This is a genomic window from Dyella japonica (assembly GCF_040545895.1).
In the GTDB taxonomy this organism is placed as follows: domain Bacteria; phylum Pseudomonadota; class Gammaproteobacteria; order Xanthomonadales; family Rhodanobacteraceae; genus Dyella; species Dyella japonica_D.
Map to the genome: position 1 here is coordinate 169,337 of NZ_JBEPMU010000001.1, position 24,714 is coordinate 194,050.

Annotated in this window: 25 protein-coding genes; 14 read left to right on the plus strand and 11 right to left on the minus strand. The window is 64.9% G+C overall.

Annotated elements, in window-relative coordinates; all coding sequences use genetic code 11:
- Positions 1 to 2: 2 nt before the first annotated feature.
- Together ABIC75_RS00800 and ABIC75_RS00805 are read left to right on the plus strand one after the other, a co-directional pair.
- The gene (locus ABIC75_RS00800; protein WP_354011958.1) at positions 3 to 1,415 is read left to right on the plus strand and encodes a Y-family DNA polymerase; all 1,413 of its coding nucleotides are present in this window, start codon (positions 3 to 5) and stop codon (positions 1,413 to 1,415) included.
- The gene (locus ABIC75_RS00805) at positions 1,412 to 4,489 is read left to right on the plus strand and encodes an error-prone DNA polymerase (protein WP_354011959.1); all 3,078 of its coding nucleotides are present in this window, start codon (positions 1,412 to 1,414) and stop codon (positions 4,487 to 4,489) included. The genes ABIC75_RS00800 and ABIC75_RS00805 overlap by 4 nt, the downstream gene beginning before the upstream one ends.
- Positions 4,490 to 4,523: 34 nt before the next feature.
- Here ABIC75_RS00805 and ABIC75_RS00810 read toward each other — a convergent pair whose 3' ends face one another.
- Together ABIC75_RS00810 and ABIC75_RS00815 are read right to left on the minus strand one after the other, a co-directional pair.
- Positions 4,524 to 6,401, minus strand: a complete 1,878-nt coding sequence (locus ABIC75_RS00810) for an FTR1 family protein (protein ID WP_354011960.1) — start codon at positions 6,399 to 6,401, stop codon at positions 4,524 to 4,526.
- 137 nt (positions 6,402 to 6,538) lie between these two features.
- The gene (locus tag ABIC75_RS00815) at positions 6,539 to 6,958 is read right to left on the minus strand and encodes a group III truncated hemoglobin (protein WP_354011961.1); all 420 of its coding nucleotides are present in this window, start codon (positions 6,956 to 6,958) and stop codon (positions 6,539 to 6,541) included.
- 211 nt (positions 6,959 to 7,169) lie between these two features.
- Here ABIC75_RS00815 and ABIC75_RS00820 point away from each other — a divergent pair, with 211 nt between their 5' ends.
- Entirely contained in the window at positions 7,170 to 7,904 is a 735-nt protein-coding gene (locus ABIC75_RS00820; RefSeq protein WP_354011962.1) for a DUF4440 domain-containing protein, read from the plus strand.
- Between the two features lie 99 nt (positions 7,905 to 8,003).
- On the opposite strand, the gene ABIC75_RS00825 is transcribed toward ABIC75_RS00820, so the two are convergent.
- Positions 8,004 to 8,642, minus strand: a complete 639-nt coding sequence (locus tag ABIC75_RS00825; protein ID WP_354011963.1) for an HD domain-containing protein — start codon at positions 8,640 to 8,642, stop codon at positions 8,004 to 8,006.
- A gap of 141 nt (positions 8,643 to 8,783) precedes the next feature.
- Between ABIC75_RS00825 and ABIC75_RS00830 the strand changes: the two genes are divergently transcribed.
- Positions 8,784 to 9,758 (plus strand): GlxA family transcriptional regulator, encoded by a 975-nt coding sequence (locus ABIC75_RS00830; protein WP_354011964.1) that lies wholly within the window; start codon positions 8,784 to 8,786, stop codon positions 9,756 to 9,758.
- 9 nt (positions 9,759 to 9,767) lie between these two features.
- Here ABIC75_RS00830 and ABIC75_RS00835 read toward each other — a convergent pair whose 3' ends face one another.
- Positions 9,768 to 10,814 carry a DNA topoisomerase IB gene (locus ABIC75_RS00835; protein WP_354011965.1) on the minus strand — a complete coding sequence of 349 codons (1,047 nt, stop codon included), beginning with the start codon at positions 10,812 to 10,814 and terminating at the stop codon, positions 9,768 to 9,770.
- 118 nt (positions 10,815 to 10,932) lie between these two features.
- Between ABIC75_RS00835 and ABIC75_RS00840 the strand changes: the two genes are divergently transcribed.
- Both ABIC75_RS00840 and ABIC75_RS00845 read left to right on the plus strand, forming a co-directional pair.
- Entirely contained in the window at positions 10,933 to 11,520 is a 588-nt protein-coding gene (locus ABIC75_RS00840; protein WP_354011966.1) for a hypothetical protein, read from the plus strand.
- A gap of 65 nt (positions 11,521 to 11,585) precedes the next feature.
- Entirely contained in the window at positions 11,586 to 11,813 is a 228-nt protein-coding gene (locus tag ABIC75_RS00845; RefSeq protein WP_354011967.1) for a hypothetical protein, read from the plus strand.
- A 4-nt stretch (positions 11,814 to 11,817) separates the two neighbouring features.
- Here the strand turns inward: ABIC75_RS00845 and ABIC75_RS00850 are convergent, their stop codons facing one another.
- The 5 genes from ABIC75_RS00850 to ABIC75_RS00870 form a co-directional block, all read right to left on the minus strand.
- Positions 11,818 to 13,977, minus strand: a complete 2,160-nt coding sequence (locus ABIC75_RS00850) for an amylo-alpha-1,6-glucosidase (protein WP_354011968.1) — start codon at positions 13,975 to 13,977, stop codon at positions 11,818 to 11,820.
- A gap of 9 nt (positions 13,978 to 13,986) precedes the next feature.
- The gene (locus ABIC75_RS00855; RefSeq protein WP_354011969.1) at positions 13,987 to 15,102 is read right to left on the minus strand and encodes a glycosyltransferase family 4 protein; all 1,116 of its coding nucleotides are present in this window, start codon (positions 15,100 to 15,102) and stop codon (positions 13,987 to 13,989) included.
- Between the two features lie 225 nt (positions 15,103 to 15,327).
- Positions 15,328 to 16,083 carry a response regulator transcription factor gene (locus ABIC75_RS00860; RefSeq protein ID WP_354011970.1) on the minus strand — a complete coding sequence of 252 codons (756 nt, stop codon included), beginning with the start codon at positions 16,081 to 16,083 and terminating at the stop codon, positions 15,328 to 15,330.
- 124 nt (positions 16,084 to 16,207) lie between these two features.
- On the minus strand, positions 16,208 to 16,726 hold the full coding sequence (locus ABIC75_RS00865; protein ID WP_354011971.1) for a hypothetical protein: 519 nt from the start codon (positions 16,724 to 16,726) through the stop codon (positions 16,208 to 16,210).
- 72 nt (positions 16,727 to 16,798) lie between these two features.
- Complete coding sequence (locus ABIC75_RS00870; RefSeq protein WP_354011972.1) at positions 16,799 to 17,137, minus strand: glycine zipper 2TM domain-containing protein; 339 nt, start codon at positions 17,135 to 17,137, stop codon at positions 16,799 to 16,801.
- Between the two features lie 227 nt (positions 17,138 to 17,364).
- On the opposite strand from ABIC75_RS00870, the gene ABIC75_RS00875 reads away from it, so the two are divergent.
- Positions 17,365 to 17,586, plus strand: a complete 222-nt coding sequence (locus ABIC75_RS00875; protein ID WP_354011973.1) for a hypothetical protein — start codon at positions 17,365 to 17,367, stop codon at positions 17,584 to 17,586.
- A gap of 105 nt (positions 17,587 to 17,691) precedes the next feature.
- Here the strand turns inward: ABIC75_RS00875 and ABIC75_RS00880 are convergent, their stop codons facing one another.
- Positions 17,692 to 18,138 carry a ferritin-like domain-containing protein gene (locus tag ABIC75_RS00880; RefSeq protein WP_354011974.1) on the minus strand — a complete coding sequence of 149 codons (447 nt, stop codon included), beginning with the start codon at positions 18,136 to 18,138 and terminating at the stop codon, positions 17,692 to 17,694.
- A gap of 260 nt (positions 18,139 to 18,398) precedes the next feature.
- Here ABIC75_RS00880 and ABIC75_RS00885 point away from each other — a divergent pair, with 260 nt between their 5' ends.
- Positions 18,399 to 18,629 carry a hypothetical protein gene (locus ABIC75_RS00885; RefSeq protein ID WP_354011975.1) on the plus strand — a complete coding sequence of 77 codons (231 nt, stop codon included), beginning with the start codon at positions 18,399 to 18,401 and terminating at the stop codon, positions 18,627 to 18,629.
- Positions 18,630 to 18,637: 8 nt separating this feature from the next.
- On the opposite strand, the gene ABIC75_RS00890 is transcribed toward ABIC75_RS00885, so the two are convergent.
- Positions 18,638 to 19,009 (minus strand): response regulator, encoded by a 372-nt coding sequence (locus tag ABIC75_RS00890; protein WP_354011976.1) that lies wholly within the window; start codon positions 19,007 to 19,009, stop codon positions 18,638 to 18,640.
- A 159-nt stretch (positions 19,010 to 19,168) separates the two neighbouring features.
- Between ABIC75_RS00890 and ABIC75_RS00895 the strand changes: the two genes are divergently transcribed.
- Genes ABIC75_RS00895 through ABIC75_RS00920 form a run of 6 tightly spaced genes read left to right on the plus strand, consistent with a single transcriptional unit; the run spans position 19,169 to position 24,592 of the window.
- Positions 19,169 to 20,026 carry an STAS domain-containing protein gene (locus ABIC75_RS00895; protein WP_354011977.1) on the plus strand — a complete coding sequence of 286 codons (858 nt, stop codon included), beginning with the start codon at positions 19,169 to 19,171 and terminating at the stop codon, positions 20,024 to 20,026.
- Between the two features lie 3 nt (positions 20,027 to 20,029).
- Positions 20,030 to 20,392, plus strand: a complete 363-nt coding sequence (locus ABIC75_RS00900) for an STAS domain-containing protein (protein ID WP_354011978.1) — start codon at positions 20,030 to 20,032, stop codon at positions 20,390 to 20,392.
- Positions 20,389 to 20,793 (plus strand): anti-sigma regulatory factor, encoded by a 405-nt coding sequence (locus ABIC75_RS00905; protein WP_436407863.1) that lies wholly within the window; start codon positions 20,389 to 20,391, stop codon positions 20,791 to 20,793. The genes ABIC75_RS00900 and ABIC75_RS00905 overlap by 4 nt, the downstream gene beginning before the upstream one ends.
- The gene (locus ABIC75_RS00910; protein ID WP_354011979.1) at positions 20,784 to 21,800 is read left to right on the plus strand and encodes an ATP-binding protein; all 1,017 of its coding nucleotides are present in this window, start codon (positions 20,784 to 20,786) and stop codon (positions 21,798 to 21,800) included. Before ABIC75_RS00905 ends, ABIC75_RS00910 begins: the two co-directional genes overlap by 10 nt.
- Positions 21,793 to 22,668, plus strand: coding sequence for a sensor histidine kinase (locus ABIC75_RS00915; RefSeq protein ID WP_354011980.1), 876 nt, complete (start codon positions 21,793 to 21,795; stop codon positions 22,666 to 22,668). Before ABIC75_RS00910 ends, ABIC75_RS00915 begins: the two co-directional genes overlap by 8 nt.
- A complete protein-coding gene (locus ABIC75_RS00920) occupies positions 22,655 to 24,592 on the plus strand; it encodes a response regulator (protein WP_354011981.1) in 1,938 nt (645 codons plus the stop codon). Before ABIC75_RS00915 ends, ABIC75_RS00920 begins: the two co-directional genes overlap by 14 nt.
- The last annotated feature ends 122 nt before the right edge of the window (positions 24,593 to 24,714 follow it).

The following is a 24,714-nucleotide window of genomic DNA, read 5'->3' on the forward strand; positions in this document are numbered from 1 at the left end:
CGATGCTCTGGGCCTGCATCTTGCTGCCGCAACTGGCACTGGACGGTGTCCTCCGGCGGCGTCCGCCATCGGACGAGCCGCTGGTGCTGGTGAGCGGCCCCGCGCAGGCGCGCATCGTGCACGCGGCCAATGCATCGGCGCGTGCGGCAGGCATTTATCGCGAGCAGCGGCTGGTGGCGGCGCAGGCATTGCTGCAGCAGTTCACGATGGTCGAACACGACGCGGAAGACGAGGCGCGCTGGCATCGCCTGCTCGCGGCCTGGGCGTATCGCTACAGCGCCGAGGTTGGCCTGTATGCGCACGCGGTGGTGCTGGAGGTCAGCCGCAGCCTCAACCTGTTCGGACCGTGGCCGCGCTTTGAATCGTTGTTGCGCGACGACCTGCAGGAACTCGGCTTTCGCCATCGCATCGCGCTCGCACCGACGCCGCACGCGGCCTATGTGCTGGCCGGCATGCACGATGGCATCGCGGTGATGTCGCCGGAGATTCTGCGCGAGGCACTGTCGCCCGTGCCGATTGCGCGCGCACGGTTGCCGATCGAGGCAGCGCAAGGCCTGCCGTCGATGGGCATACGCACGTTGGGGCAAGCGTTCAAGTTGCCACGCGCCGGCCTGCAGCGGCGCTTTGGCGCGGAGCTGGTGGCGCAGCTCGATCGCCTCACCGGCGACGAACCCACGCCCATGGACAGCTACCGTCCACCCGATGCGTTCGAGCAGCGCATGGAATGGACGCACGAGATCGAGCACGTCGAGGCACTGGTGTTTCCGTTGCGTCGACTCACCGGTGATCTGGCCGCCTATCTTGCCGGTCGCGATGGCGGCGTGCAGCGTTTCGAATTGGAACTGGAACATCGCAGCGGGCCGCCGACGCGCGTGACGGTGGGCATGCTGGCCGCTGCCCGCGATGCCACGTTGTTGTTCGACTGCGCGCGCGGGCGACTCGAACGTCTCGAATTGCCGCAACCAGTGCTGGCCATGCGCCTGGTGGCGAGCGATTTGCCACCGTTCGTGCCGGCGGGGCGCGACCTGTTCGATACGCGTCCCGTGAACGCCGTGCCGCTGGAGCAGTTGCGCGAGCGCCTGCGCGCGCGGCTGGGCGAGCAGGCCATCCAGCATCTGCATCGCACGGTCGATCCTCGCCCCGAGAAGGCGCAGTCCGATGCAGCGCATGTCAAGGCAGCCACATCGCCCGAAACCTTGCCGCGTCCGACCTGGTTGCTGGCATCGCCGCGTCCCTTGCGCGGACCGGTGCCCGACGTGCTCGCCGGTCCTGAGCGCATCGAAACCGGCTGGTGGGATGGTGGCGACGTGCGGCGCGACTACTACGTGGTGCGCACCTCGCTAGGGCAGTGCGCCTGGGTGTTCTGCGCGCCGGGCGAGCAGGGCAACTGGATGTTGCACGGGTGGTTTGCATGAACGACTACGCCGAGCTGCACTGCCTGTCTAACTTCTCGTTCCAGCGCGGCGCATCGAGCGCGCGCGAATTGTTCGAGCGGGCGAAGGAGTGCGGCTACCGCGCGCTGGCGATCACCGACGAATGCTCGCTGGCCGGCATCGTGCGTGCGTACGAGGCATCCCGCGATACGGGTTTGAAGCTGATCGTCGGCGCCGAATTCCAGATTGAAAATGGCCCGAAGCTGGTGCTGCTGTGCGAGAACCTGCAGGGTTACACCTCGCTGTGTGCGCTCATCACACGCGGCCGCCGTGTCGCGGAAAAGGGCAGCTATCGCGTGATGCGCGAGGATTTTGCCGATGGCTTGCCCGGCACGCTGGCCCTGTGGCTGCCGCAGGCCGAGCTGGACCCGGTGCACGGCGCCTGGCTGAAGACGCGGTTCGCCGAACGCCTCTGGCTTGCGGTGGCACTGCATCACGGTCCTGACGATGCGCGCCGCTTCGCCGCGCTGCAGGCGCTGGCCGAATCATTGTCGCTGCCGATGGTCGCTACGGGCGATGTACACATGCACGTGCGTCGCCGCCGTGCCTTGCAGGATGTGATGACGGCGATCCGTCATCACCGCACCGTAGCCGATGCCGGCGACCTGCTGTTCCCCAATGGCGAGCGTCACCTGCGCACGCGCGAGGCGTTGTCGGCGATCTATCCCGCGGAACTGATGGCCGAGAGCGTGCGCATTGCCGAGCGCTGCCATTTCGTGATGACGGATCTGAAATACCGCTATCCGGCTGAGCTGGTGCCCGACGGGCACACGCCAACCACCTGGCTGCGGCTGTTGACGGAAGAGGGCGTTCGCTGGCGCTGGCCGCAAGGTGAACCGGAAAAAGTCAGGAAGCAGATCGAATACGAGCTCGCGCTGGTCGAGAAGCTGAAATACGAATCGTACTTCCTCACCGTGCAGGAGATCGTGGCCTTCGCGCGAAGCAAGGACATCCTTTGCCAGGGGCGCGGATCGGCGGCGAATTCGGCTGTGTGCTACGCGCTTGGCGTGACGGCCGTGGACCCGGCCACCACCACGCTGCTGGTCGAGCGTTTCATCTCGGCGGAACGTGACGAGCCACCGGACATCGACATCGACTTCGAGCACGAACGCCGTGAAGAAGTCATCCAGCACATCTACGAGAAATACGGCCGCGAGCGTGCCGCCCTCGCCGCCACGGTGATCTGCTACCGCGGCCGCAGCGCCGTGCGCGATGTGGCGCGGGTGCTCGGCCTGCCTTCGGACCAGATCGACCTGCTGTCGCGCACCTTTTCCTGGAACGACGGCGACGCCCCGCTGGATGGCCGCCTGCGCGAGCGCGGCTTCGATCCCGAGAGCCCGCTGCTCAAGCGCGTGATCGCATTGACCTACGAGTTGATGGATTTTCCACGCCATCTTTCCCAGCACGTGGGTGGCTTCGTCATCTCCGATCAACCTTTGTCGCATCTGGTGCCGGTGGAAAACGCCTCGATGCCGGACCGCACCATCATCCAGTGGGACAAGGACGATCTGGACACCATGCGCCTGCTCAAGGTCGACTGCCTGGCGCTGGGCATGCTCACCTGCATCCGCAAATGCCTCGCGCTGCTGGAGAAGCATCACGACCGCGTGGAAACGCTGGCATCGATGCCGAAGGAAGACTCCAGGACCTACGAATTGATCCAGGCGGCCGACACCATCGGCGTGTTCCAGATCGAATCGCGCGCGCAGATGGCGATGCTGCCGCGGCATCGGCCGGAAAACTTCTACGACCTGGTGATCCAGGTGGCCATCGTGCGACCCGGGCCCATCCAGGGCGACATGGTGCATCCGTACCTGCGCCGCAAGCGTGGCGAAGAAAAGGTCACCTTTCCTTCGGAAAAGCTGCGCAGCGTATTTGAACGCACCCTCGGCGTGCCGTTGTTTCAGGAACAGGTGATGAAGCTGGCCATCGAGGCGGCGGATTACACGCCCGGCGAGGCGGACCAGTTGCGTCGTTCCATGGCCGCGTGGCGACGGAACGGCGACATGGAAATCCATCGCCAGAAACTGATGGCAGGCATGCTGAGAAATGGCTTCACGCAGGAGTTCGCTGCGCGCCTGTTCGAGCAGATCAAGGGCTTCGGTTCCTACGGTTTTCCCGAAAGCCATGCGGCAAGTTTCGCCTTGCTGGTGTATGCCAGCTGCTGGCTCAAATGCCATTACCGCGCGGCCTTCATGTGCGCACTGCTCAACGCGCAGCCCATGGGCTTCTATGGCCCCAGCCAACTCGTGCAGGACACGCAACGCCATGGCATCAAGGTGCGCCCGGTGGACGTGCGTTACAGCGATTGGGACAACACGCTCGAGCGAGATGACGCGTCGCATGGCGGCTATGCGTTGAGGCTGGGATTCCGCCAGGTGCGCGGCTGTCGCGAGGAAGTGATGCTGCAATTGATGGCGGCACGTGCGCGTATGCCCTTCGTCGACGTGGCCGACCTGTGCGCGCGTGCCGGGCTCAACAAACATCAGCAGGAAGCGCTGGCCGAAGCCGATGCCTTGCGTGGACTCGCCGGGCATCGGCATCGCGCGCGCTGGGCCATGGCCGGCATCGAGGCGCAACTGCCGCTGTTCGGCAACACCAGTCCCGTGGAGGATGAGGTGGTCTTGCCGCCGCCTTCGCAAGGCGAGAACACGCTGGCGGATTACGCGCGCACGGGCCTCAGCCTGGGGCCGCATCCCATACAGCAGATTCGTGCGCGCCTGCGCGCCGCGCGCTGCCTGGATTCAAAAAGCCTGCAGCATCGCCCGCATGCCAGCCTGGTGCGTGCGGCGGGATTGGTCACGCAGCGCCAACGGCCGCAGACGGCCAGCGGCGTCACCTTCATCACCATGGAAGACGAGTTCGGGCCCATCAACGTGGTGGTGTGGAGCCACGTGGCCGAACGCCAGCGGCGCATTTTTCTCGAATCGCGCCTGTTGGGCGTGGATGGCCGCTGGGAGCACGCCGATGGCGTGAGCCATCTCATCGCGCATCGGCTCATCGACCTGAGCGAGTTGTTGGGTTCGCTCGACAGCCGTTCGCGCGATTTCCATTGAGCGCCGCATCAAGTGACGCGGCGCTCGCCTGGCATCACGCCGCGCGCGCCCGCCAGCGGTTGTATGCGAAGCCGATGGCAAGCATCAGCGCCACCGCAAGCTGCGCCAGCAGCGATTGCCAGGTGGGGTAGATGCCCAGTACGTCGATGGAGGGCACGGGTGCCACGGTGACACCCGCCCATCCCGCCTCCTGCAACGCGGCTATGCCCTTGCCGGTCAGCACGATCGCCAGCAGGGCGATCACCAGCGAACTGATCGAGAAGAACAGGCCTAGCGGCAGGCGTTGGCTGGTGCGCAGAAGCAGCCAGGCGATGAATCCCAGGATGACTGCGCCCACGCCGATGCCGGCGAGCAGCCACTGTCCCTGTCCTTCGTTCCACAGTGCGGTATAGAACAGGATGGTTTCGAATACTTCGCGATAGACCGAGATGAAGGTCAGGCCGAACACGAACCAGGCCGAGCGACGGTCGAGTGCCGTGGCCATCTTTGCCTTCAGGTACGACTGCCAGCGGCCGCCGATGCTCTTCTGGTGCATCCACAGTCCCACCGCGAGCAACACGGCGGCGGCGAACAGCGACGAGAGTCCTTCGGTGAGCTCGCGACTGGCGCCGCTGATCGAGATGGCATAACTCGCCACCGCCCACGTGGCGGCACCCGCGAGCAACGCAAGCACCCAGCCTGCGTGCACGTAGTGCGCCGCATCATGCCGGTCCGCCTTGCGCAGGAATGCCAGCAGCGCCACGACCACGAGCAATGCTTCCAGCCCTTCGCGCACCAGAATGGTGAGCGCGCCGACGAAGGTGGTCATCGGGCTTGCCGCGCTTGCCGTGAGCAGCGATTGAGCTTGTGCGAGCAGGGCGTCCACTTCATGAGCCTGTGCCGGCACGGCGTCGCCCGTCGCCGGTTGCGACAGCGATGTGCGATACGCGCCCATCGCCGTTTCGATGCGTGCACGCAACGCCGCATCGCGCGCATCGAGCTGGGCTTCCATCGGTTCGACGCCATCGAGATAGGCCGATAGCGCGAGCTGTCGCGCTTTCTCGGCCTTGCCATGGCGATACGCCTGCACGCTGTCGGCGACACGCGTGCGCGCCAGCGGAATGCCGGCGAGTGCCTCATGCACGGCCTGCGGATGCGCGCGCAGATAGCCGACGACGATGCGTGCCTGGCTGGTTCCGATCACATCGGCCAGGCCGGAAACGCGTGCGCGCGCCAATTCGCTGGGCGATGCGATGGCGCCGCGGGCGCGTTGGTCGGTGCGCCATGCCTGTTCGCCTTGCGTGGCCGCCGCGGGGTAGGCGAGCGTGCCCACGTAGTACGCAAGCGCCCAGCGGTCGTCGCCGGAGAGCGTCTGCGCGTAGCTGGCCATCGGCGTGCCGGGGACGCCTTGCGTGATCACTTCGTAGAGCGACAGCGCGCTGCGCTGGTCGGCGCGCGACACGTCGGTGAAATCGATCGGCCGCGGCGACAGCTGAAGTCCGGCAGCACCATCGCCATGTCCGGTGGCCCCGTGGCACGCGGCGCACTGTGCCTGATAGACGGCGGCGCCGCGGGCGAGATCCGGTGCCCTGGCGGGAGCCGTGGGAATCGGGTAGGCCTGCAGCAGCGTGTCCGTGAGCGCGTGCGCCTGACGGGCGACGTCGGTTTGGGGCGCCTTTGCATCGATGAGTTCGACCAGTTTGTCGGCCTGCTGGCGCAATACCGGCGTGGCGGACGTGGGCGGCAACGCCTCCACGCGATCGCGAGCATGGCGCGCGAACTCGCGCATCTCGTCGTATTCGGAGGCGCTCACCACCTCGCCGTGCTTCACCGCGCCCGCGTAATCGGCCGCGAGGTAATCGAGCATCTGCCACGTTTGCGGCACGCTCGAGGCGGGATCGTTGGAGCCGGACTGTGCATGGGCTGGCAGCAACGCCAGTCCCAGCAGAAGGATCAGGAGCGGGAGTGTGTATCGTACGTCACAAATGCGATTCATTCTCATCTGTGAAGTGTACTCCCATCATTGGCCTCGCGTCGTTCGTGCAGGCAAACGCTGCGTTCGGGGCGTCATCACGAGGCGATGTGCAGCGGGCCCAGTATCGGCGAGGGATGTTCGAGCGTCAGGCGCCCGTGGCCAATGCCCATGCTGAGGCCCTGTGCCACGCGTTCGGCCGTGCCGATGAAAAGCTCCGCCACGCGCGCGTCAAACACTTCACGGGCGGTTTCGCGCCACAACGCCAGCCAGCGATGGAACAGCATCGGTGGGAATGGCGGCAAAGCGCGGTGGATGCCCATCGGGTTGCCGTGGTATCGCCCCGTGCGCAACACGATGGACGACCAGAAATCGCGCAACACGTGTTTGTGCGTGGTCCAGTCGTGGATGGCTGCGTTGAAGACAGGGGCAAGCGCCGTGTCCGCGCGCACCTTGTCGTAGAAGCGATCGACCAGCGTGGCAATGCCGATTTCGTTCGCCGTGGGGAAAAGCGCCATGAGGTGAACTCCTTAGCTCCGGCGCCGCCATGCCTTGTGGCATGAGGCCGCTCGGTGGCGCCAGATTCTGGGCCGCCGTGCCACCCTGGTCGATGGAACGCATTGCCGCATGCGTCGCACGTCACCGTGAATCGCGGGCCATCCAATGACTTAAAGCACGGGTGCGCTCAGGTGAGCCAGCGCATGCTGCGCTCATTGCCGGAGGGATGCCATGTTCAAGCGATCCATCATGTCGGGGCTGTTTGCCGCGGTGGCAATGCTGCCGCTTCATGCCGCCGAAGCACCGGCTGCCTTGCGGGACGAACTGGTACAGACCACGCAGAAGTTGATGGATGCGCTGCCGACGGGCGACAAGGCCATCTGGGAAACATCGGTCACTGACGACGCGGTGATCATCGACGAATTCGGTCGCGTGGCCGGCAAGGCCGAGACCATCGCATCGTTGCATCCTTTTCCTGTGGGCATCACAGGCAGCATGGAAATGCGCGACCCGCATGCCTGGATCCACGGCGACAGCGCCTTGCTGAGCGTGGAGCAATACGAGCGCGAGACCTACTTCGGACAGTCGTTTGTGGTGCGTTACCGTGCCTTGCTCACCTTCGTGAAGCAGGCTGGCCAATGGAAAGTGGCGGGATTCGAAGATGTCACCATTCCCACGGCGCCGCCGAAAATCGACGTGCCTGGCCTGGTGCTGGGCGACTACGCCGGCACGTATCGTTTTGCGCCGACTCGTGCGTGGACGGTGTCTGTGGATCACGGTGTGCTCGGCTATGTCACGCACGCCGGTGGCCCGGTGAACACACTACAGCCCGTGGCGAAGGATGTGTTCATGGGCACGGATGATGAGCGAAACCTGCTGGTCTTCCAGCGCGACGGGCGCGGCAAGATCATCGCGCTGATCGAGCGGCGCAAGTTCAACGATCTGCGCCTTGGAAAGGAAGGCTAGGCGCAGGCACCCAGGCGCATTTTCGGTGATGCCTCGACCAACACCGAGGATGCATGCCCGGCGTTGGCCACTCTTTACTAAGACTGGTTCATCGCGGGCTCAACCCGGCCACGCCGAATGCAGGATCACGCTGCAGAAGTTGCCGCGATGGAAATGCGGCTCCTTCAGGGCGATGACGTCGGCTTTCACGTTGCCGAAGGTGGTGTCGGGCTTGTGGCGGATGCCCTGGTAGAACGCGTTGATGATGTCCTGCTTGAACTGCGGGCTGCGCGGATGGGCGCCAACGACGGAGGCGCGATCGTCGTCGGGCACATTGGGAAAGCCAAGTCCCAGTACATCCATTTCCACGCCCGCCGTGAGCAGTGCAATTTCCGGCCGCATGAATTCCGGGATGCCCGGCGTGGTGTGCAGCGCAATCGAAGTCCACACCAGCTCGATGGCGTCGTTGGGAATGCCGTGGCGGCGCAGGAAATCCGCGGCGCTGTTGGCGCCGTCCACCTCGAAGCGCTTGTCCGCGCTGCTATGCGCGGGCATCAGCCCCATGTCGTGGAACATGGCGGCGATATAGAGCAGCTCGGGATCGTAACGGAGCTGTTTCTTCTGGCCGGTGAGGGCGCCAAACAGGAAGACGCGGCGCGAATGGTGGTAGAGCAGATCGGTTTCGGTGTCCCGCACCAGGTCGGTGACTTCCCTGGCGAGCTGGCTGTCCGGAATGGTGATGCCTGCAATCGTGGTCACTTGGATGACTCCCGTCGTGGCGGGCACGGTGCATGCCCTCCTTGCCGCCTATTTCATCGCGTGCCGGCCATGGCGTGATTTGACCTGATGTGTCAAATCATGCCATTTTGTCGCCGGGACGGACGCGTATTGGAGGCGCCCATGACCAGGACCATGGCCATCCTTGCTTTGCCGGGCGTGCAGTTGCTCGACGTGTCCGGCCCGCTCGACGTATTTGCCGAAGCGAACCGGCGCATGGGCAAGACGGTTTATCGGCCCATGGTGGTGGGCACGTCCACGCGCGCCATCGAGAGTTCGTCGGGCGTGCGCCTGATGCCGGACCTGACCATTCGCGAGCCGCTTCCGCGCTTCGATACCGTACTGGTGGCCGGCGCACCCGGCATGGCGAACGCGCCAGCCAATCTCAGTGCACTCGATTGGCTGAGGCGTGCCGCCAGGCGGAGCCGGCGCTACGGTTCCGTGTGCAATGGTGCCTTGGTGCTGGCGGCCAGTGGATTGATCGAAGGTCGCCGCATCACCACGCATTGGGGCGTGGTGGACGCGTTGCGCGAGCGTCATGCGGGTATCGACGTCGAGCCCGATGCGCTCTACCTGCGTGACGGGCCGGTATGCACGGCGGCCGGCGTCACTGCAGGCATGGATCTCGCGCTGGCCCTGGTGGAAGAAGACCTTGGCCGCGACGTCGCGATGCAGGTGGCCAGCGAGCTGGTGATGTTCTTCAAGCGTCCGGGCGGCCAATTGCAGTTCAGCCGGCACGGCGAGGCGGAACTGGTGGGGCACGCTGCCATCCAGGAGTTGCAGCGCTGGATAGGCGCAAACCCTGGCGAAGACCATTCGGTTGCCGCGCTGGCGGAGCGTGCGGGCTTGAGTCCACGCCATTTTGCACGCGTCTTTCATCAGGAAGTGGGCGTGCCACCCGCGGAATACGTGGAACAGGTGCGTGTGGAAGCGGCCCGCCGCCTGCTGGAAATTGGACGGGAAGCGCCCAAGCGCGTGGCAAGCCTCTGCGGCTATGCCGACGTCAACGGTTTGCGTCGCGCTTTCATGCGTCGCCTCGGCGTGACGCCAGCCGACTACCGGCGCATGCATCGTCCGGCGCTTGTCACGGAAGGCTGAAGACGCTCGTTACCCGGTGCGCGGGCGGTGTTTCAGAAAGCGCAGCGTGGCCCGCTCCAGCGCTCTTGGATGTTGCGCGCTGGTGGCCGGTACGAGGCGGTGCAGTTCGCCGCTCGCCCATCCCGTGAATACCTTTGGATGGATATACGAGGTGCGACAGACTTTCGGCGTGTTGCGGAGCAGGGTGGCTACCTCGCGTACGACATGGTTGATCGCCTCCTGCATGCTCCGCTCCGTGGCATCGGCGGGCAGGGGAGTGCCGGCGAGAAGGCCCACAGCCTGCACGGTGCCCGCCCAGGTGCGGAAATCCTTGGCTGTGAAGTTGCCTTGGGCTGCCTCGCGCAGATAGTCGTTGACCATGCCCGAATCGATGGCGTGGCGCTGGCCTTGCTCGTCCAGGTACTGGAAGAGGCGTTGTCCCGGAAGCTGCTGCACGCGTCGCAGCAGGCGCGCCAGTCGCTTGTTTTCCAGCGTCACGTCGCTCCGCTGACCGCTTTTGGCGCGGAAGCTCAGGCGCAGTGCACCTGCCTCCACGTGCAGATGGCGCGACCGCAAGGTGGTGAGTCCAAAGCTGCCGTTGTCGGCGGTGTAGACCTCGTTGCCCACGCGAATGAGCGTTTCGTCGAGCAGGCGCACGACGAGCGCGAGTACCCTCTCCTTTGGCCAACCCGACAGGGCGAGATCGCCGCGCACGCGTCGTCGGATACGCGGCAAAGCCTCGCCGAATTCGGCCATGTGCGAAAACTTTCCGCCGTCGCGCACGCGTCGCCAGCGCGGGTGATAACGGTACTGCTTGCGTCCCCTGGCATCGCGGCCGGTGGCCTGCAGATGGCCACGTGGATTGGCGCAGATCCATACATCCGCATACGCCGGCGGTATGGCGAGCTGGTGGATGCGATCGATCACCGCGCTACGCGTAATGCGGCGACCCCGCGCATCGAGGTACACGAAGCCCTTGCCGTGACGGCGCCGATGCAGTCCGGGTTGGTCGTCGCTCACGTAAACCAGCCCTTCCGCCGCGGCGTCGCGCTCGGGCCTGGTCTTGCGTGTACTCACGGCATGTCTCCGCTCATGCAGCGAGGCTTCCATGCCGCGCGTGAATCGCCTGACTGCCTTTTGTGACCATCGCATGCGCGAAGGCTGTGCGACCATGCGCGGCATGGACGAATTCGTCATGCCCAGGTCGCTCGGCAAGGGGCGCACCTTTGTCTACATGCTGCCGTGGCGCGAGCAGGACCTGCTGAAGGTCGGTTATTCGCGCCAGCCGCTCGTTCGCCTGCGCACCCTGCATCGACGCTTCTTCGACGTGTTCGACCTGGATCGCGGGTTGCTGCTGGAAACCGAGCGGTTGGCGCAGGCGCGAAAGGTCGAACGCGACCTCATCGTTCGCCATGCCGGGCAGCGCTCGCCCGCACCCCTGGTGATTCCAGGCGAAGCGGCAGGCTATAGCGAATGGTTTCGCGGCGTTTGTCCCGAAGTGACCTTGGAGCTGCGCGATGTGGCTGCACGGGAGGGCCTTGCGCTGCACAGCTTGCGCGATTGGCTGCGTCAATGGTTCAGCAGCCAGGGCGATGGCGTTTACGAATGGTCGTTGCGCATGCTCGAGGCCATCGAGTACGAGGCCTTCAATGTGCCGCCCGAATCGCAACGGGGTGAGGCGGCGCGTTCGCTGCGCTATGTGATGGATGCGTGCGAGGCGGTTGGCCTGCCTGTGGCGGCGCTGTTTCCCGAGCGCGTGCTGGCGTGGTACTGGCGGCTTTGAGGCTGGACGTCGAACTCGCAAAAATCCCACATCGCCGTGATGCATCCCGGCCTAGGCTTTGGTCCATGGACCGCACTCGCCTACGCCTCGAACGCAGCCTCGACGTACTGGACATCGAGGTATCCTCGTTGCTCCAGGCGCATCCTTCGGCCACGGAATTCTGGCCGCGCTTTGCCCAGCTTGCCGATGAGTTGATGCAGCGCAGTGGCGTCACCGATCAGGACTGGCTGACCGCGCGCATCGGCGCCATGCTGGCCACGCACGGCGTAGAGGGCCGCTATCCGATGTTCTGAGCGGTCATTGCTCGACCTGGATGCGTACGTCGTTGGCGCCGCGGTCGCGGAAGGTCACCACGCGCCCGCCGATGCGTTCGAAGCCCACGTCCAACTGTGCGCCACCCACGTCCAGGCCGTGCACCACCAGCCGGTCGATGCCGGGCGGCAGGCGCGGGCGACGCACGTGCACGATGCCGCGACGTCCATCGATATCCACGCCAAGGCAGGCCTGCATCAACATGAACATGGTGCCGGCCGCCCACGCCTGCGGCATGCAGGCGACGGGGTAGGCCACCGGCGGTTCGCCCGCCCGGCGCGGAAAACCACAGAACAGTTCTGGCAGGCGCATGCCGAAGTGCGTGGCCGCCTCGAAGGTTTCGCCCACCAGGCGCACCACATCGGCGCGTTCGCCGTATTGCGCCATGCCTGCGGCGCCCATGGCCACGTCGTGCGGCCACACCGAGCCATCGTGGTATGACATGGGGTTGTAGCGCGCCTGCTCGTGCGCCAGCGTGCGTATGCCCCAGCCGCCGTCGAAGGCGGCCGACGACAATTGGCGGATGACCTGTTGCGCTCGCTTCCTGCGGGGTAGCCCCGTATACAGCAGGTGTCCCACGTTGGAGGCGCGCACACGGCACAGCGAGTCGTCGCCGTCGCGTGCGATGGCGTAGTTGGCCATGTCCTCGTCCCAGAACAGTTCTTCCACCGCGTGTCGCAATCGCGTGGCGCGTGTACGCCAGCGCGTTGCGCATTCGCCTTCGCCACGATGCTCGGCGAGCTTGGCCATGCTGCGCAGCGCGGCATACACATAGCCCTGCACTTCAACCAGGGCGATGGGGCCCTGCGGGATACGCCCATCGGCATGGAAGACGGAATCGTTGCTGTCCTTCCAGCCCTGGTTCACCAGGCCGCCCTCGGCGCCGCGTGCGTATGCGAGAAATCCATGGCTGTTGGCGCCGCAGGTCATCTCTATCCAGCCCATGGCGGCCTTGAGCGAGGGCCACAGCTGATCGATGAAGCGGTAGTCGGCCGTGCGCTGCGCATAGGCGCCGGCCAGCATCACGAACAGCGGCGTGCTGTCCACGCCGCCGTAGTACAGGCCGAACGGCACTTCGCCCAGCGAGGCCATTTCTCCCGAGCGCGTCTCATGCATGATCTTGCCCGGCGCCGAATCGCGGAAGGCCGAGTTTTCCGTGGCCTGGCGACTGGAGAGATAGCCAAGCACGCCGCGGGCGAGGCTGGGATCGACCCACAGCGTCTGCAGCGCGGTGATCAGTCCGTCGCGCCCGAACGGCGTGGAAAACCAGGGGATGCCAGCGTAGGGGTAGGGGCCGGTCGGCAGGTCCGCCACCAGCAGCGCGATATCCGCGCGCGAGCGATCGAGCCAGTTGTTGAACAGGCGCGCGTTGCTCCTCAGGTTGGCTCCGCGATGGCGGCGCCGGCGCATGGTGGCGCGCGCCGCGGCGGCTGCGCTGCGGTAACGCTGGCGCGAGGGTTGAATGTGTTCGTCGCCCACTTCGATGTAGAGCGACGTGCTGCCCAGCCGCGGAATATCCATCTGGAAATCGGCGCGCTGCGCGGCCACGTGGTTCGGCGTCGCCGAAAAGGAGATCACCGTATGGCGCATCACCTCGTCGAGTCCGCGATAGGCCAACAGGACGTGATCCTGGCCGATTCGCGCGGGCAATGCTTCGCCGCGCCGCTCGCGTGTCATGCCGCGCACTTCGAAGATGTCGCGGAAGTCAGCATGAAAGCGCAGGGTCACCAGCACGGTGAGGTCGCTGTCGTCGAAGTTGTGCAGGTGTATCTGTTCGAACAGGCGGTTGTCCCACAGTAGCCGCGTGCGTTGCACGTGGATCACGCCTGCAGGCGCAGCCTTGCCGCCGGTGGGCGGCAAGGGTTCGTTGGTGAGGTCGGCCGTGAACAGCACGTTGTCATGGCTCACCGCGCCGCTCAGCAGCGAAGGGCGCGCATGGCCTAGTTCGAGAATCCAGTGCGAGAGCACGCGCGTATCGTTGCGGAACATGCCCTCGGCGCCGCCCAGCATGTCGCCGCGTGCATCGCTCACCGCAAAACTGTGTGCCACCTTGAGCGCGAACATGGCCCGCGTTTCGCCGACGGTGAGGTTCTCGATGATCTCGTTGGGTGCAAACTCACTGGGTACAAGCGCGTCGTCGTTCATCCACTGCCCTCATGTTCCCACCGCGCGAAGATCGGCCGGCGGCATCATCACCTGGCGATAGACCGTCTCGTAGGCGGCCGCCATGACGTCGGCGGTGAAGCGTCGTTCGAAGACGCTGCGGATACTCTTGCGGTTGAGACGGGGAAGGCGCATCACGGCGTCGACGGCTTCGTCCTCGCTATTTACTATGAAGCCGGTCAAGCCATCGTCGACGACGCTGGGCACCGATCCGCAGTTCCATGCGATCACGGGCGTGCCGCAGGCCATGGCCTCGATCATCACCAGGCCGAACGGCTCGGGCCAGTCGATGGGGAAGAGCAGGGCGCGCGCGTTGCCCAGGAAGGTTTCCTTGTGCGCGTCGCTGATCTCGCCCACGTACTGCACCAGCGGGTCGTCGAGCAGCGGAGCGATGTGCTCGTGGAAGTACGCCTGGTCCACCGCGTCGACCTTGGCTGCGATGCGCAGCGGGATGCCCGCGCGTCGCGCAATCGCAATGGCGCGATCAGGACGCTTCTCGGGCGAAATGCGACCTAGGAAGGCGAGATAGCCTTCGCCCGCCTGCGTGTGTGCGCGATAGAGGTCGGAGGGAATGCCATGCGGCACAGTGGCTATCCACGAGGCGTTCGGCAGTGGCGCGCGCTGCTGCCGTGAAATGGAAACGAGCGGATACTGCGGCCAACGCGCATACGCATCCGAAAGATCGGTGAGGTCCAGGCGGCCGTGCAGCGTGGTGATGGTGCGCGATGCCACGGCTTCGAATGCGGGCAGGTGCAGCAGGTCGATGTGAAAATGCAGCACGTCGAAACGGCCGATCTGCTTCTGCACTTCATGCAGTTGCGCGAGATGCGCGGCGAGATCGGATTTCAGTGGCGATGGATCCAGTCGTATCGACTGCGCGCGCGTGGCGCACAGGCGCGCATGCGTTTGCGCGTCGGCGCTTGCGAACAGGGTGACATCGTGCCCACGCTTGACCAGTGCGTCGGTGAGGTAGGCGACGATACGTTCGGTGCCGCCGTACAACTTGGGCGGCACGGCTTCATAGAGGGGAGAGATCTGGGCGATACGCACGGTCACCTCGCTGGGGCCCGAATGTCGCCACATGGCGTCATTGGTGGAAGAGTGCATCCCTTCGTCGTTGCCTGGCGATCGACCTGACGTGTCCGAGCACGACGGCTGTGTGCGTCGATTCGGTGGCGGAGGTGGCGCGGGGCGGTTGCTGCGTCCGTTCCCCCACACTCTGCGTGGTCATAAGTGGAGTCTGCGTGCAAACCATGTGTGACGGCATCACGCGCGCAAAAAAGAAGGCCGCCAGATGTCCTGCGGCCCTCGGAAATCAGTGTGTGCTGTGTATCAGACGGTGGCGAGAGTCGAATCGGACGCTTTCGCGGTCGCGCCCTTGTTGCTGGACGAGAGATCCGCGAGACGATAGCCCGCGGTCGGCAGGGTATGCATCAGCGGATTGGCGAACGGCTTGTCGATCGCGCGCCGCAAGATATAGAGATGCGAGCGCAGGGTGTCCGAATCAGGCAGCGACTCGCCCCACACTTCGCGCTCCAGGCGCGAGCGGCTGACCACGCGAGGTGATTCCCGCATCAGGATGGCGAGCAGGCGCAGGCCGATGGGCGAAAGCGTGAGTTCTTGTTCGGCGCGGATCACGCTGAGCGTGCCGGTGTCGAAGGTGAGGTCGCCTACGCTGAGAATCTCCCGCGACACCTGCCGGCGTTCGCGACGGATCAGCGTGCGCAGGCGGGCTTCCAGCTCGCGCAGATCGAAGGGCTTGCAAAGGTAATCGTCGGCGCCTGTATCCAGGCCGGCGACCTTGTCGTCCAACGTATTGCGGCCGGTGAGCATCAGGATCGGCGCACCCACCTTGTTCTCGTCGCGCAGGCGGCGGCAGACTTCCAGGCCATCCATGCCCGGCAGCATGCCGTCCAGCACGATGGCGTCGTAATCGTTGGACGAGGCAAGGTGCAGGCCGGTGATGCCATCGTAGGCATAGTCCACGGTGTAGCCCTGGCTTTCGAGGTATTCACCAGTGGCTTGCGCGTTCTGGCGATTGTCTTCCACGAGTATGACGAAACCGGATCGACGTTTCTTGGCGTGCATGTCGTTGCCCCACTGTGCGGTACGTGGTGAATGCCCCGATCAGAGCGTTCCCATCGTGAGTCACGTGTGAAAACCTCGTTGCCGCTGCTGACGCGAGTCAGCTGGCATCGCATCCAGTGCGGATTCAGTGGACGCGCGCTTCGGAGGCGGTGGCGATATCGTCGGCGTTGTTGCGCTTGAACACATCCTTGGCTGCGTCCTTCTGCTTGCCGCTCTCGGTGTGCACGGAGATCAGGATGTTGCCTTCGCGGATCTTCGCGTCGTAACGCTTCGCTTCGAATTCCGGCATGCCCAGGCCCACGAGTCCGCCGACCACGCCGCCAGTGGCCGTGCCCACGGCCGCGCCGCTCAGGGCAGCGATGATGGGGCCAGCCGCGATGAACGGCCCGACGCCCGGGATGGCAAGCGCGCCCACACCGGCAAGCCAGCCCAATGCGGCGCCCACGCCCATGCCCGCGATGCCGCCTGCGGTCGCGCCTTCCGGCGCCTTGGTGTTGTGCTCATGGGCAAAATCCTTGTTGCCGCGACGATCGGGCAACAAGGCGGAGATATCGTTGTTGGTAAAGCCCGCCTGCTTGAGCTCCTGCAGGATCACTTCGGCTTGCTCCGGCGTGCGGGCCATGCAATAGACAGAGGTATTCATGCAAACAGTCTCCTTGGCTCGGTTCGACGTCTCGCGATTCGGGGCGGCGCCATCAGGCGGCCGTGCATGGGATCAGTACTGTTCCTGGTGGCAGCGGCGTTCGGTGGTGTAGGTGGCGTTGTTGTCCTGATGCGCCTTCTGTACCTGGTTGCCGACGACGCCGCCGGCGACGGCGCCGCCCACCGTGGCAAGCGTCTTGCCCTTGCCGCCGCCGACCTGGTTGCCGAGCACGCCGCCGGCCACGGCGCCGATGGCCGTGCCGGCCACGCGGTGCGTGTCGCTGGAATTGACCTGCTTCACCGGCACGTCTTCGCACACGGTGCGCGTCTGAGGCTGCGAGGTCTGCGCGAAACTCGCGCCTGTACCCATCGCCAGGATCAGGGCCAGGGAAGTGATGGCATGCGTTTTCATGCGACTGTCCTCTGTGGGTGTCGCATGGAGAATTACGCCCCAAAAAGTGACCAGTGGGTCAAATTTCAGTGGTGCAAGTCAGCTGCGGTTGCTGACATCACGGCGGCGTGCACGCGCGCATGAACAGTTCCGGTACGCCATGGAGGGAATGCTGTCGTTAACGCATTTCGTGCACGCTGTTCAATGGCCGGTCGTGACGATGAACTCGCTCGAACAGGAGTCGCACGATGATCATCGAGAAATACACCATGCATGTTTCGAACGCCGAAGTGCCCGCGCCGACGCCGGATCCGGTGAAGCCGCCGGCACCGCTCCAGCCGGAAGAGCCGCCTGCGCAACCGGAGCCCGTGCCGCCCACGCCGGCGCGCCCGCCGTTGACCGATCCCGAGCCGCCGCCGGTTCCCATCAAGGATCCCGTGCCGCCGCCGGATCAGCAGCCGCACATGTAGCGGGCGGCCATTCACCCCTCTCGCGCGCAATCGCGGAAGCCGATAGGACGACGGGATCGTGCGAGGACGATCCCGTCGTGGCGTTGCGATGTACGAAAGCGCCGCTTAGTGCATCGAACGCTTGATGGCACTCATCTGGTCATGGCCCTGGCGCACCGAGGCATAAGCCTGCTGGATGGATTCGCGCGCCGAGAGCGAGAGCTTTTCGTCCTTGAGCGCCTCGTCATACTTCGCCTTGATGTGATCCTCGCCGCGCTCCACCTCGTCGATCACGGCCTTGTCGCCGTGGCTCATCGAGCTGCGCAGTCCGGTGAACATGCGATGGGCCGAGGCGAGCACGGTGCCGTCGTCGGCAGGCTCGCCGCCTTCGCGACGCACTGCTTCACGCAGGCGAGAGGCGATCTGGCGGCGTTCGGCCGCGCGGGTCAGGAACAACTCGCGAAACTGCGGGTTTTCCGCATCCTTGGCGGCTTCCGCATAGCCATCGACGCTGTCGATGGTGGTTTCGATAAGACCGTTGAGCACCTTGATCTCATGGGCATGTTGACTCATGGCAATAACCTCGTCGTGGGATGTGCGACGACGATGCCGTCCCGGTCGTGAGTGCACTGCCGCTCAAATGTGAAACATCCGAAGCGGCGCGGCGTGGGCGCCGCGGCATTTGGCCGGTGTTGCCAGTGTGTGGTCCGGTGGCGAAAGGCATCACGCCCAGACCACATGTTCGCGACGTCATGCATCACATGCTGTCGCTACAAGGTGGGTAGCCTGTGTGCGTGCGGCCATCCTAGTCAGACGGATTCGTTGAGGCTCCCATGACCAAGAATCGCGAGAACCTCGATAGCGATCTCGAGCGGCTGCAGGGCTACGCGCAGGCGCTGGCCCGCAAATATCCGGAGCCGCAATTGTTCTGGCAGGAGTTTTCAGGCCTGGCGGAAGAAGTGCTGCGCGACGCGGCGCACGATGATCACGAGTGGGCGCTGCGCCGCATTCGCCACATGGTGGCCGAGGTGGGCATGGGCGGTCCGCCGCCCGCGACATCGTGAGCAAAGGCTCAGGCCGCGGCTTTGGCGGTGGACTCGATGGCAGCCAGCAGTGCGCGCCGGTCATAAGGCTTGTTGAGATAGCGAACACCCGATGCGAGCCACGCGGGATCGGGCATGGCCTCGCCGGAAGTCAGCAGGACGCGAAGCTCCGGGTGGGCTTCCCGGGCCAGGCGAGCCACCTCCGCGCCGCCGATGCCTGGCAGGTTCACGTCGGCGAAGAGCACGTCGGGCTGGTGTTGCGCCAACCACGCGTTGGCTTCTTCGCCGGTGGCCGCGGCATGCACGTGATGACCCTCGGACTCCAGGAGCACGCTGGCGATGGTGCGAATGCCGTCGTCGTCTTCAACGAGGAGAATGGTGAGAACGCGGTCGGAGTTCATGTCTTTGCTTTGCGTGACGGCGAGTCGCAACAGTTCTGTGTAGAGACGGCCATGTCAATGCGGTGTCAAATTCCCGCTAGCTCGGAAGTTTTCTTTCTAAGCTATTCCAATGCCTGCCGCCTTCCCGGATGATGAATCGATTTCCTACGGGAGGCACTCATGTCGATTCTCAAGCAGGCGACCATCGACGCCATCAAGCAGAACGAGGCGGCCTTGCTGGCTGGCTGGATGAATAGCCTGGAACAAGAGGGTTCGCTGTCGGACAACCGCATCAGTCGCGACGACGTGAGCGGACAGGCGAGGGATTTTCTTCGCGTGCTGGTGGTTGCTTCGGCAGTGGGCGATGCGGCGGACTTGTCGCGGGCCGAATGGGCCGAGTCGCGGCAGTTCCTGGAAACGCTCTCACGCAGCCGCGCCGTGCGTGGACTGGATTCGCAGCACACGGCGCGTTTCATCTTCTCGCTGAAGCGGCCGTTGTTCGACCTGCTGCAGAAAACCTATGTCGCCGATCCCGTCGAGCTGTCGAACGAGCTCTGGGCCATCTCCGAACTGCTCGACACCTTGGGCATGCACACCATCCGCGCCTTCCAGAAGTCGCGTGAGGAAGTGATCCTGCGTCAGCAGGAAGAGTTGCTGGAGCTGTCCACGCCCGTGGTCAAACTTTGGGATGGCGTGCTGGCCCTGCCGATGATCGGCACGCTCGATTCGCAGCGCACGCAGGTGGTGATGGAGTCGTTGCTCCAGCGCATCGTAGAAACCGGTTCGGAGATTGCCATCATCGACATCACCGGCGTGCCCACGGTGGACACCCTGGTGGCGCAGCATCTGCTCAAGGCCGTCACGGCCATTCGCCTGATGGGCGCCGACTGCATCATCAGCGGCATCCGTCCCCAGATCGCGCAGACCATCGTGCATCTGGGCCTGGATCTCGGCGGCATCGTCACCAAGGCCAACCTGGCGGATGCGCTCGCACTGGCGCTCAAGCGCTCGGGGCTGATCGTGGCGCGAGCCGGCTGACCCATGGATCGCATCCCCATCCTTCGCATGGGCGACTTCCTGCTTGTCACCATCCAGGTGGACATGCATGACCAGTTGGCCATGACGCTGCAGGACGATCTGTCGGCCAAGATCAGCGAGACCTCGGCCAAGGGCGTGCTGATCGATATCTCGGCGCTGGACATCGTCGACTCATTCATTGGCCGGATGATCGGCATGATCTCGGGGCTGTCGCGCATCATGGATGCGGAAACCGTGGTCGTGGGCATGCAGCCGGCCGTGGCCATCACTCTGGTGGAGCTGGGCCTGAAGCTGCAGGGCGTAAGCACGGCGTTGAACGTTGAGCGTGGCATGAAATTGCTGCGCGAGCGTGTGCTGAATCAATGAGCAGTATCCGCAACGGCACGTTCGCCATTCGGTCCGAGCAGGACGTGGTGCTCGGTCGTCAGGCCGTGCGCAAGCTGGCGCAGGAGTGTGGCTTGCGGCTGGTGGACCAGACCAAGCTGGTCACTGCGGTGAGTGAGCTGGCGCGCAACGCGGTGATCTACGGCGGCGGTGGCGACATGGACTGGGCCATTGTGGAGGAAGGCGCGCGCAAGGGCGTGCAAGTGGTTTTCCGCGACAACGGCCCCGGCATTGCCGACATCAAGCAGGCCATGACGGATGGGTGGACCTCGGGCACCGGCCTCGGCCTTGGCTTGGCCGGCGCCAAACGGCTGGTCGACCAGTTCGACATTCAAAGCGCGCCCGGGCAGGGCACGCGCGTCACGATCACCAAATGGAACTGACGCTGCCAGGCACGCTGGCGATCGACATCATCATCGACGAGGCCACGCAGGTGGGGCAGGCTCGTCGCATGGCGCAGCAGCTTGCCAGCGATGCGGGCTTCGAGGCATCGGACGGTGGACGCGTGGCGCTGGTGGCGACGGAACTGGCCAGCAATGTCGTCAAGCACGGCAAGGGCGGCGTCATCTACCTGCGCGAGATTCCAGGGCGCAGCGCGCGTGGCATCGAGATCATCGCGGTGGATCGCGGGCCGGGATTCCATCTGGCAGCCTGCCTGCTGGATGGGTTCTCCACCGGCGGCACACAGGGCATCGGGCTGGGCGCCGCGGTCCGGCAATCACAGGTGATGGACGTCTATTCGGACGAACGCGGATCGGTGGTGCTGGCTCGGTTTTATCCGCGGCCGCGCGACGATGACGATATCCGTTTCGGCGTGAGCCAGACGGCGCTGCATGGCGAACGCTTCTGCGGCGACAGCTGGGCGCTGGCCATCGAGGGCACGGCCCTGTCGATGATGATGGTCGATGGCCTGGGCCATGGCGAGGCGGCCTCGCAGGCCGCGGAAGCGGCGGTCAACGCATTTGCCGCCCATCCAGTGGCAGAGCCGGGAGCGTTGATGGAGGAATTGCACCGTGCCATGACCGGCACGCGCGGCGGGGCGGCGGCCATTGCCCGGGTGGATACGGCCCAGGGTTCGCTCCGTTTTGCCGGCATCGGCAATATCTCGGCAAGCCTCGTCTCGCTCGAGTCGGTGCGCGGCCTTGCCTCTCACCCGGGCATCGTGGGGGTGCAGTTCCGCCGCGCCCAGGCCTTCGATTTCAGCGATATCATCGGCAAGCTGCTCATCATGCATAGCGATGGCCTGCAGTCGCGTTGGCGCATGGCGGACTATCCCGGCCTGCTTCATCGTCACCCGGCGGTCATCGCGGCGGTGCTGCATCGCGACTTCAACCGGAATCGCGACGATGCCACCGTCATGGTTGTCGCCCTGGAGCGCGCGCATGGCTGAATCCAACGAGCCCGAAGGTGCTGTGCAGAACGAGCTCGAGCGCCTGCGCGGCGAGACGCAGGCGCTGCGTGCCGAGCTGGATGAAACCAACCAGGGCGTCGTCGCGCTCTACGCGGAACTGGACAAGCAGGCCGAGCAGCTGCGCGAGGCGTCGGAACTCAAGAGCCGCTTCCTCTCCTACATGAGCCACGAATTCCGCACGCCGCTGGGTTCCGTGCTGAGCATTGCGCGGCTCCTCTCCGACGAAATGGACGGGCCACTCACGCCCGAGCAGCATCGCCAGGTCAAGTACATCTCGGTGGCGGCGCGCGAACTGAGCGACATGGTGGACGATCTGCTCGACCTGGCCAAGATCGAGGCCGGCCGCATCACCATCTCGCCGGCCTGGTTCGACATGGTGGACCTGTTCGCCGCGCTGCGCGGCACGTTCCGTCCGATCACCGAAATGACGGAAGCGGACCTGATCTTCGAAGACCCCGAAGGCATGCCGAAGCTTTACACGGATGATCGCAAGCTCGCGCAGATCCTGCGTAACTACATTTCCAATGCGTTGAAGTTTACGCCGCGTGGCACCGTGAAGGTATCGGCACACCTGCAGGATGACGGTACGGTGTGTTTCGCCGTGCGCGACACTGGCATCGGCATTCCCGGCGATCTGCAGAAGGATCTCTTCAAGGATTTCAGTCAGCTTGAATCGCCCATGCAGAAGCGCCTGCGCGGCACCGGCCTCGGTCTCTCGTTGTGCAAGCGCTACGCGGAGTTGCTGGGCGGCCATGTGGGCATGGAGAGCAAGCCGGGCGAGGGTTCGGTGTTCTTCGTGGTTCTTCCGCGCACGCTTCCCGAGGGCACTGCCGATGCCACGCTCTAGTCCGCTGCTGATCGTCGACGACAACACGGCCACCCGTTATTCGATGCGTCGCGTGCTGGAACGGCATGGCTATGCGGTCATGGAGGCGGGCACGGGGGCGGAAGGTCTGGTGTTGCTGGAGCAGCATGCGGTTGCAGCGCTTGTGCTCGATGTGAACCTGCCCGACATGAGTGGCTTCGACATTGTCCGTTACCTGCGCAGCCAGCCCGCTACGCGTTTGCTGCCCGTGATCCATGTGTCGGCCGCGTCGATCGAAACGGGTGATCTCATCACGGGACTGGACGCCGGCGCCGATGCCTATCTCATCCACCCGGTGGACCCGGATGTACTGCTCGCCACGCTGCGCACGCTGTTGCGCGTGCGAAGCGCGGAAGACGCGTTGCTGGAAAGCGAGGCGCGTTTCCGGGAAATCTTCACCAGTGCCGTCGCGCCCATCGCCGTGATGGACTCAGGCTTCGTCATCCACGAGGCAAACGACGCTTTTGTGCGGCTGCTGGATGGCGCCGTCGAGGCAGGAAGGCTGCCGGCTGCCTTTGAGCCGGGCCAGGGCGACGAGCTGGAGCAATTGCGCACGCATCTTGCGGATCGCAAGCGCTGGCGTGGCACGTTTTCCATGCGCCTGCGCGAGGTGGTGCGCCGCATCGAGTGGCGCATCGCACCATATCGCGCTCCCGACCTTGGCCTGGTGTTCGTCGAGGATGTCACCGAGCAGTGGCGCCGTGAGCAACGCCATGTGGCGGCGCTCGAATCGGTCAATACCAAGCTGGCCCAGGAAATTGCCGAGCGCGAGCGCACCGAATCGCAACTGCACCAGGCGCTGAAGATGGACGCGCTGGGCAAGCTCACCGGCGGCATCGCGCACGACTTCAACAACCTGCTCACCACCATCATCACCGGCATCGACCTGATGAGTCGTCACGTGGCGGAAGGGCGTGTCGAGGGCGTGCAGCGCTTTGCCGACATGGCGCTGGGTTCGGCGCGTCGCGCGGTGTCGCTCACGCATCGCCTGTTGGCTTTTGCGCGGCAGCAGCCGCTCGACCCGAAGCCGGTGGACATCAACCAGCTCGTCCGTTCGCTGGGCGACCTGCTACGGCGAACCATCGGCGAGCACATCGAGCTGAAGTTCGACCTGATGGAAGGTACCGGCATCGCCACGGTCGATGCGAACCAGCTGGAAAACGCCATCATCAACCTGGTGATCAACGCCCGCGACGCGATGCCCGATGGTGGCGAGATCCGCGTGCTCACCTCCACCATCGCTCTGCACGGCGACAAGGAATTGCCCGATGGAGACTATGTGCAGGTGGCCGTGATCGACAACGGCACCGGCATCGAGCCGGAGGTGCTCGAGCGCGTCTTCGAGCCGTTCTTCTCCACCAAGCCGCTCGGCAAGGGCACCGGGCTCGGCCTGTCGATGATCTACGGGTTCTCGCGGCAGTCGGGCGGGCGCGTCACCATTTGCAGCGAGAACGGCGTGGGCACGGAAGTGCGGCTGACCCTGCCGCGCGGGCAGTCGCAGGTGGAAGAGGCGTCGAATGTCGCCATCGACTGGGCGCTGGGCCAGGGTGAAAGCATTCTCATCGTCGAGGACAACACCTCGTTGCGCGCGCTTGCACGCGAGTTTCTTTCCGATGCCGGCTACCAGTGCACCGAGGCCGAGGACGTGGATGCGGCCTTGCGCGCCCTGCGCGGCGACAGCGCCATCCATCTCCTGCTGACCGACGTAGGCCTGCCGGGCATGAACGGGCGGCAGCTTGCCGAGGCGGCGCGTGCGTGGCGGCCGGCCTTGCCCATCCTGTTCATGACGGGCTACGCAGAAAGCACGTTGACCGGCAACGAGTTGCTCGATGAAGGCATGGACATCCTCATCAAGCCGTTTGAGATCGAGCAGCTGCTCACCAAGGTGCGCAGCATGCTCGACTGAGCGTGCGCCGACTCATGCGTGAATGCGCACGTCCAGCGCATGCGTCCTTGCCGCGATGCTAACAACTCACGCTTCGTGCTGACGATGCGCTCGCATCAAGGTGATGCTTTCTTTTAATTTCA

Bases quoted from the DNA above. Each gene is read 5' to 3' on its own strand.
- ABIC75_RS00800 (WP_354011958.1), top strand. From the start codon at position 3: ATGCTCTGGGCCTGCATCTTGCTGCCGCAACTGGCACTGGACGGTGTC.
- ABIC75_RS00805 (WP_354011959.1), top strand. From the start codon at position 1,412: ATGAACGACTACGCCGAGCTGCACTGCCTGTCTAACTTCTCGTTCCAG.
- ABIC75_RS00815 (WP_354011961.1), bottom strand. From the start codon at position 6,958: ATGGCGCTTTTCCCCACGGCGAACGAAATCGGCATTGCCACGCTGGTC.
- ABIC75_RS00820 (WP_354011962.1), top strand. From the start codon at position 7,170: ATGTTCAAGCGATCCATCATGTCGGGGCTGTTTGCCGCGGTGGCAATG.
- ABIC75_RS00830 (WP_354011964.1), top strand. From the start codon at position 8,784: ATGACCAGGACCATGGCCATCCTTGCTTTGCCGGGCGTGCAGTTGCTC.
- ABIC75_RS00840 (WP_354011966.1), top strand. From the start codon at position 10,933: ATGCCCAGGTCGCTCGGCAAGGGGCGCACCTTTGTCTACATGCTGCCG.
- ABIC75_RS00845 (WP_354011967.1), top strand. From the start codon at position 11,586: ATGGACCGCACTCGCCTACGCCTCGAACGCAGCCTCGACGTACTGGAC.
- ABIC75_RS00850 (WP_354011968.1), bottom strand. From the start codon at position 13,977: ATGAACGACGACGCGCTTGTACCCAGTGAGTTTGCACCCAACGAGATC.
- ABIC75_RS00855 (WP_354011969.1), bottom strand. From the start codon at position 15,102: ATGCACTCTTCCACCAATGACGCCATGTGGCGACATTCGGGCCCCAGC.
- ABIC75_RS00860 (WP_354011970.1), bottom strand. From the start codon at position 16,083: ATGCACGCCAAGAAACGTCGATCCGGTTTCGTCATACTCGTGGAAGAC.
- ABIC75_RS00865 (WP_354011971.1), bottom strand. From the start codon at position 16,726: ATGAATACCTCTGTCTATTGCATGGCCCGCACGCCGGAGCAAGCCGAA.
- ABIC75_RS00870 (WP_354011972.1), bottom strand. From the start codon at position 17,137: ATGAAAACGCATGCCATCACTTCCCTGGCCCTGATCCTGGCGATGGGT.
- ABIC75_RS00875 (WP_354011973.1), top strand. From the start codon at position 17,365: ATGATCATCGAGAAATACACCATGCATGTTTCGAACGCCGAAGTGCCC.
- ABIC75_RS00880 (WP_354011974.1), bottom strand. From the start codon at position 18,138: ATGAGTCAACATGCCCATGAGATCAAGGTGCTCAACGGTCTTATCGAA.
- ABIC75_RS00885 (WP_354011975.1), top strand. From the start codon at position 18,399: ATGACCAAGAATCGCGAGAACCTCGATAGCGATCTCGAGCGGCTGCAG.
- ABIC75_RS00890 (WP_354011976.1), bottom strand. From the start codon at position 19,009: ATGAACTCCGACCGCGTTCTCACCATTCTCCTCGTTGAAGACGACGAC.
- ABIC75_RS00895 (WP_354011977.1), top strand. From the start codon at position 19,169: ATGTCGATTCTCAAGCAGGCGACCATCGACGCCATCAAGCAGAACGAG.
- ABIC75_RS00900 (WP_354011978.1), top strand. From the start codon at position 20,030: ATGGATCGCATCCCCATCCTTCGCATGGGCGACTTCCTGCTTGTCACC.
- ABIC75_RS00905 (WP_436407863.1), top strand. From the start codon at position 20,389: ATGAGCAGTATCCGCAACGGCACGTTCGCCATTCGGTCCGAGCAGGAC.
- ABIC75_RS00910 (WP_354011979.1), top strand. From the start codon at position 20,784: ATGGAACTGACGCTGCCAGGCACGCTGGCGATCGACATCATCATCGAC.
- ABIC75_RS00915 (WP_354011980.1), top strand. From the start codon at position 21,793: ATGGCTGAATCCAACGAGCCCGAAGGTGCTGTGCAGAACGAGCTCGAG.
- ABIC75_RS00920 (WP_354011981.1), top strand. From the start codon at position 22,655: ATGCCACGCTCTAGTCCGCTGCTGATCGTCGACGACAACACGGCCACC.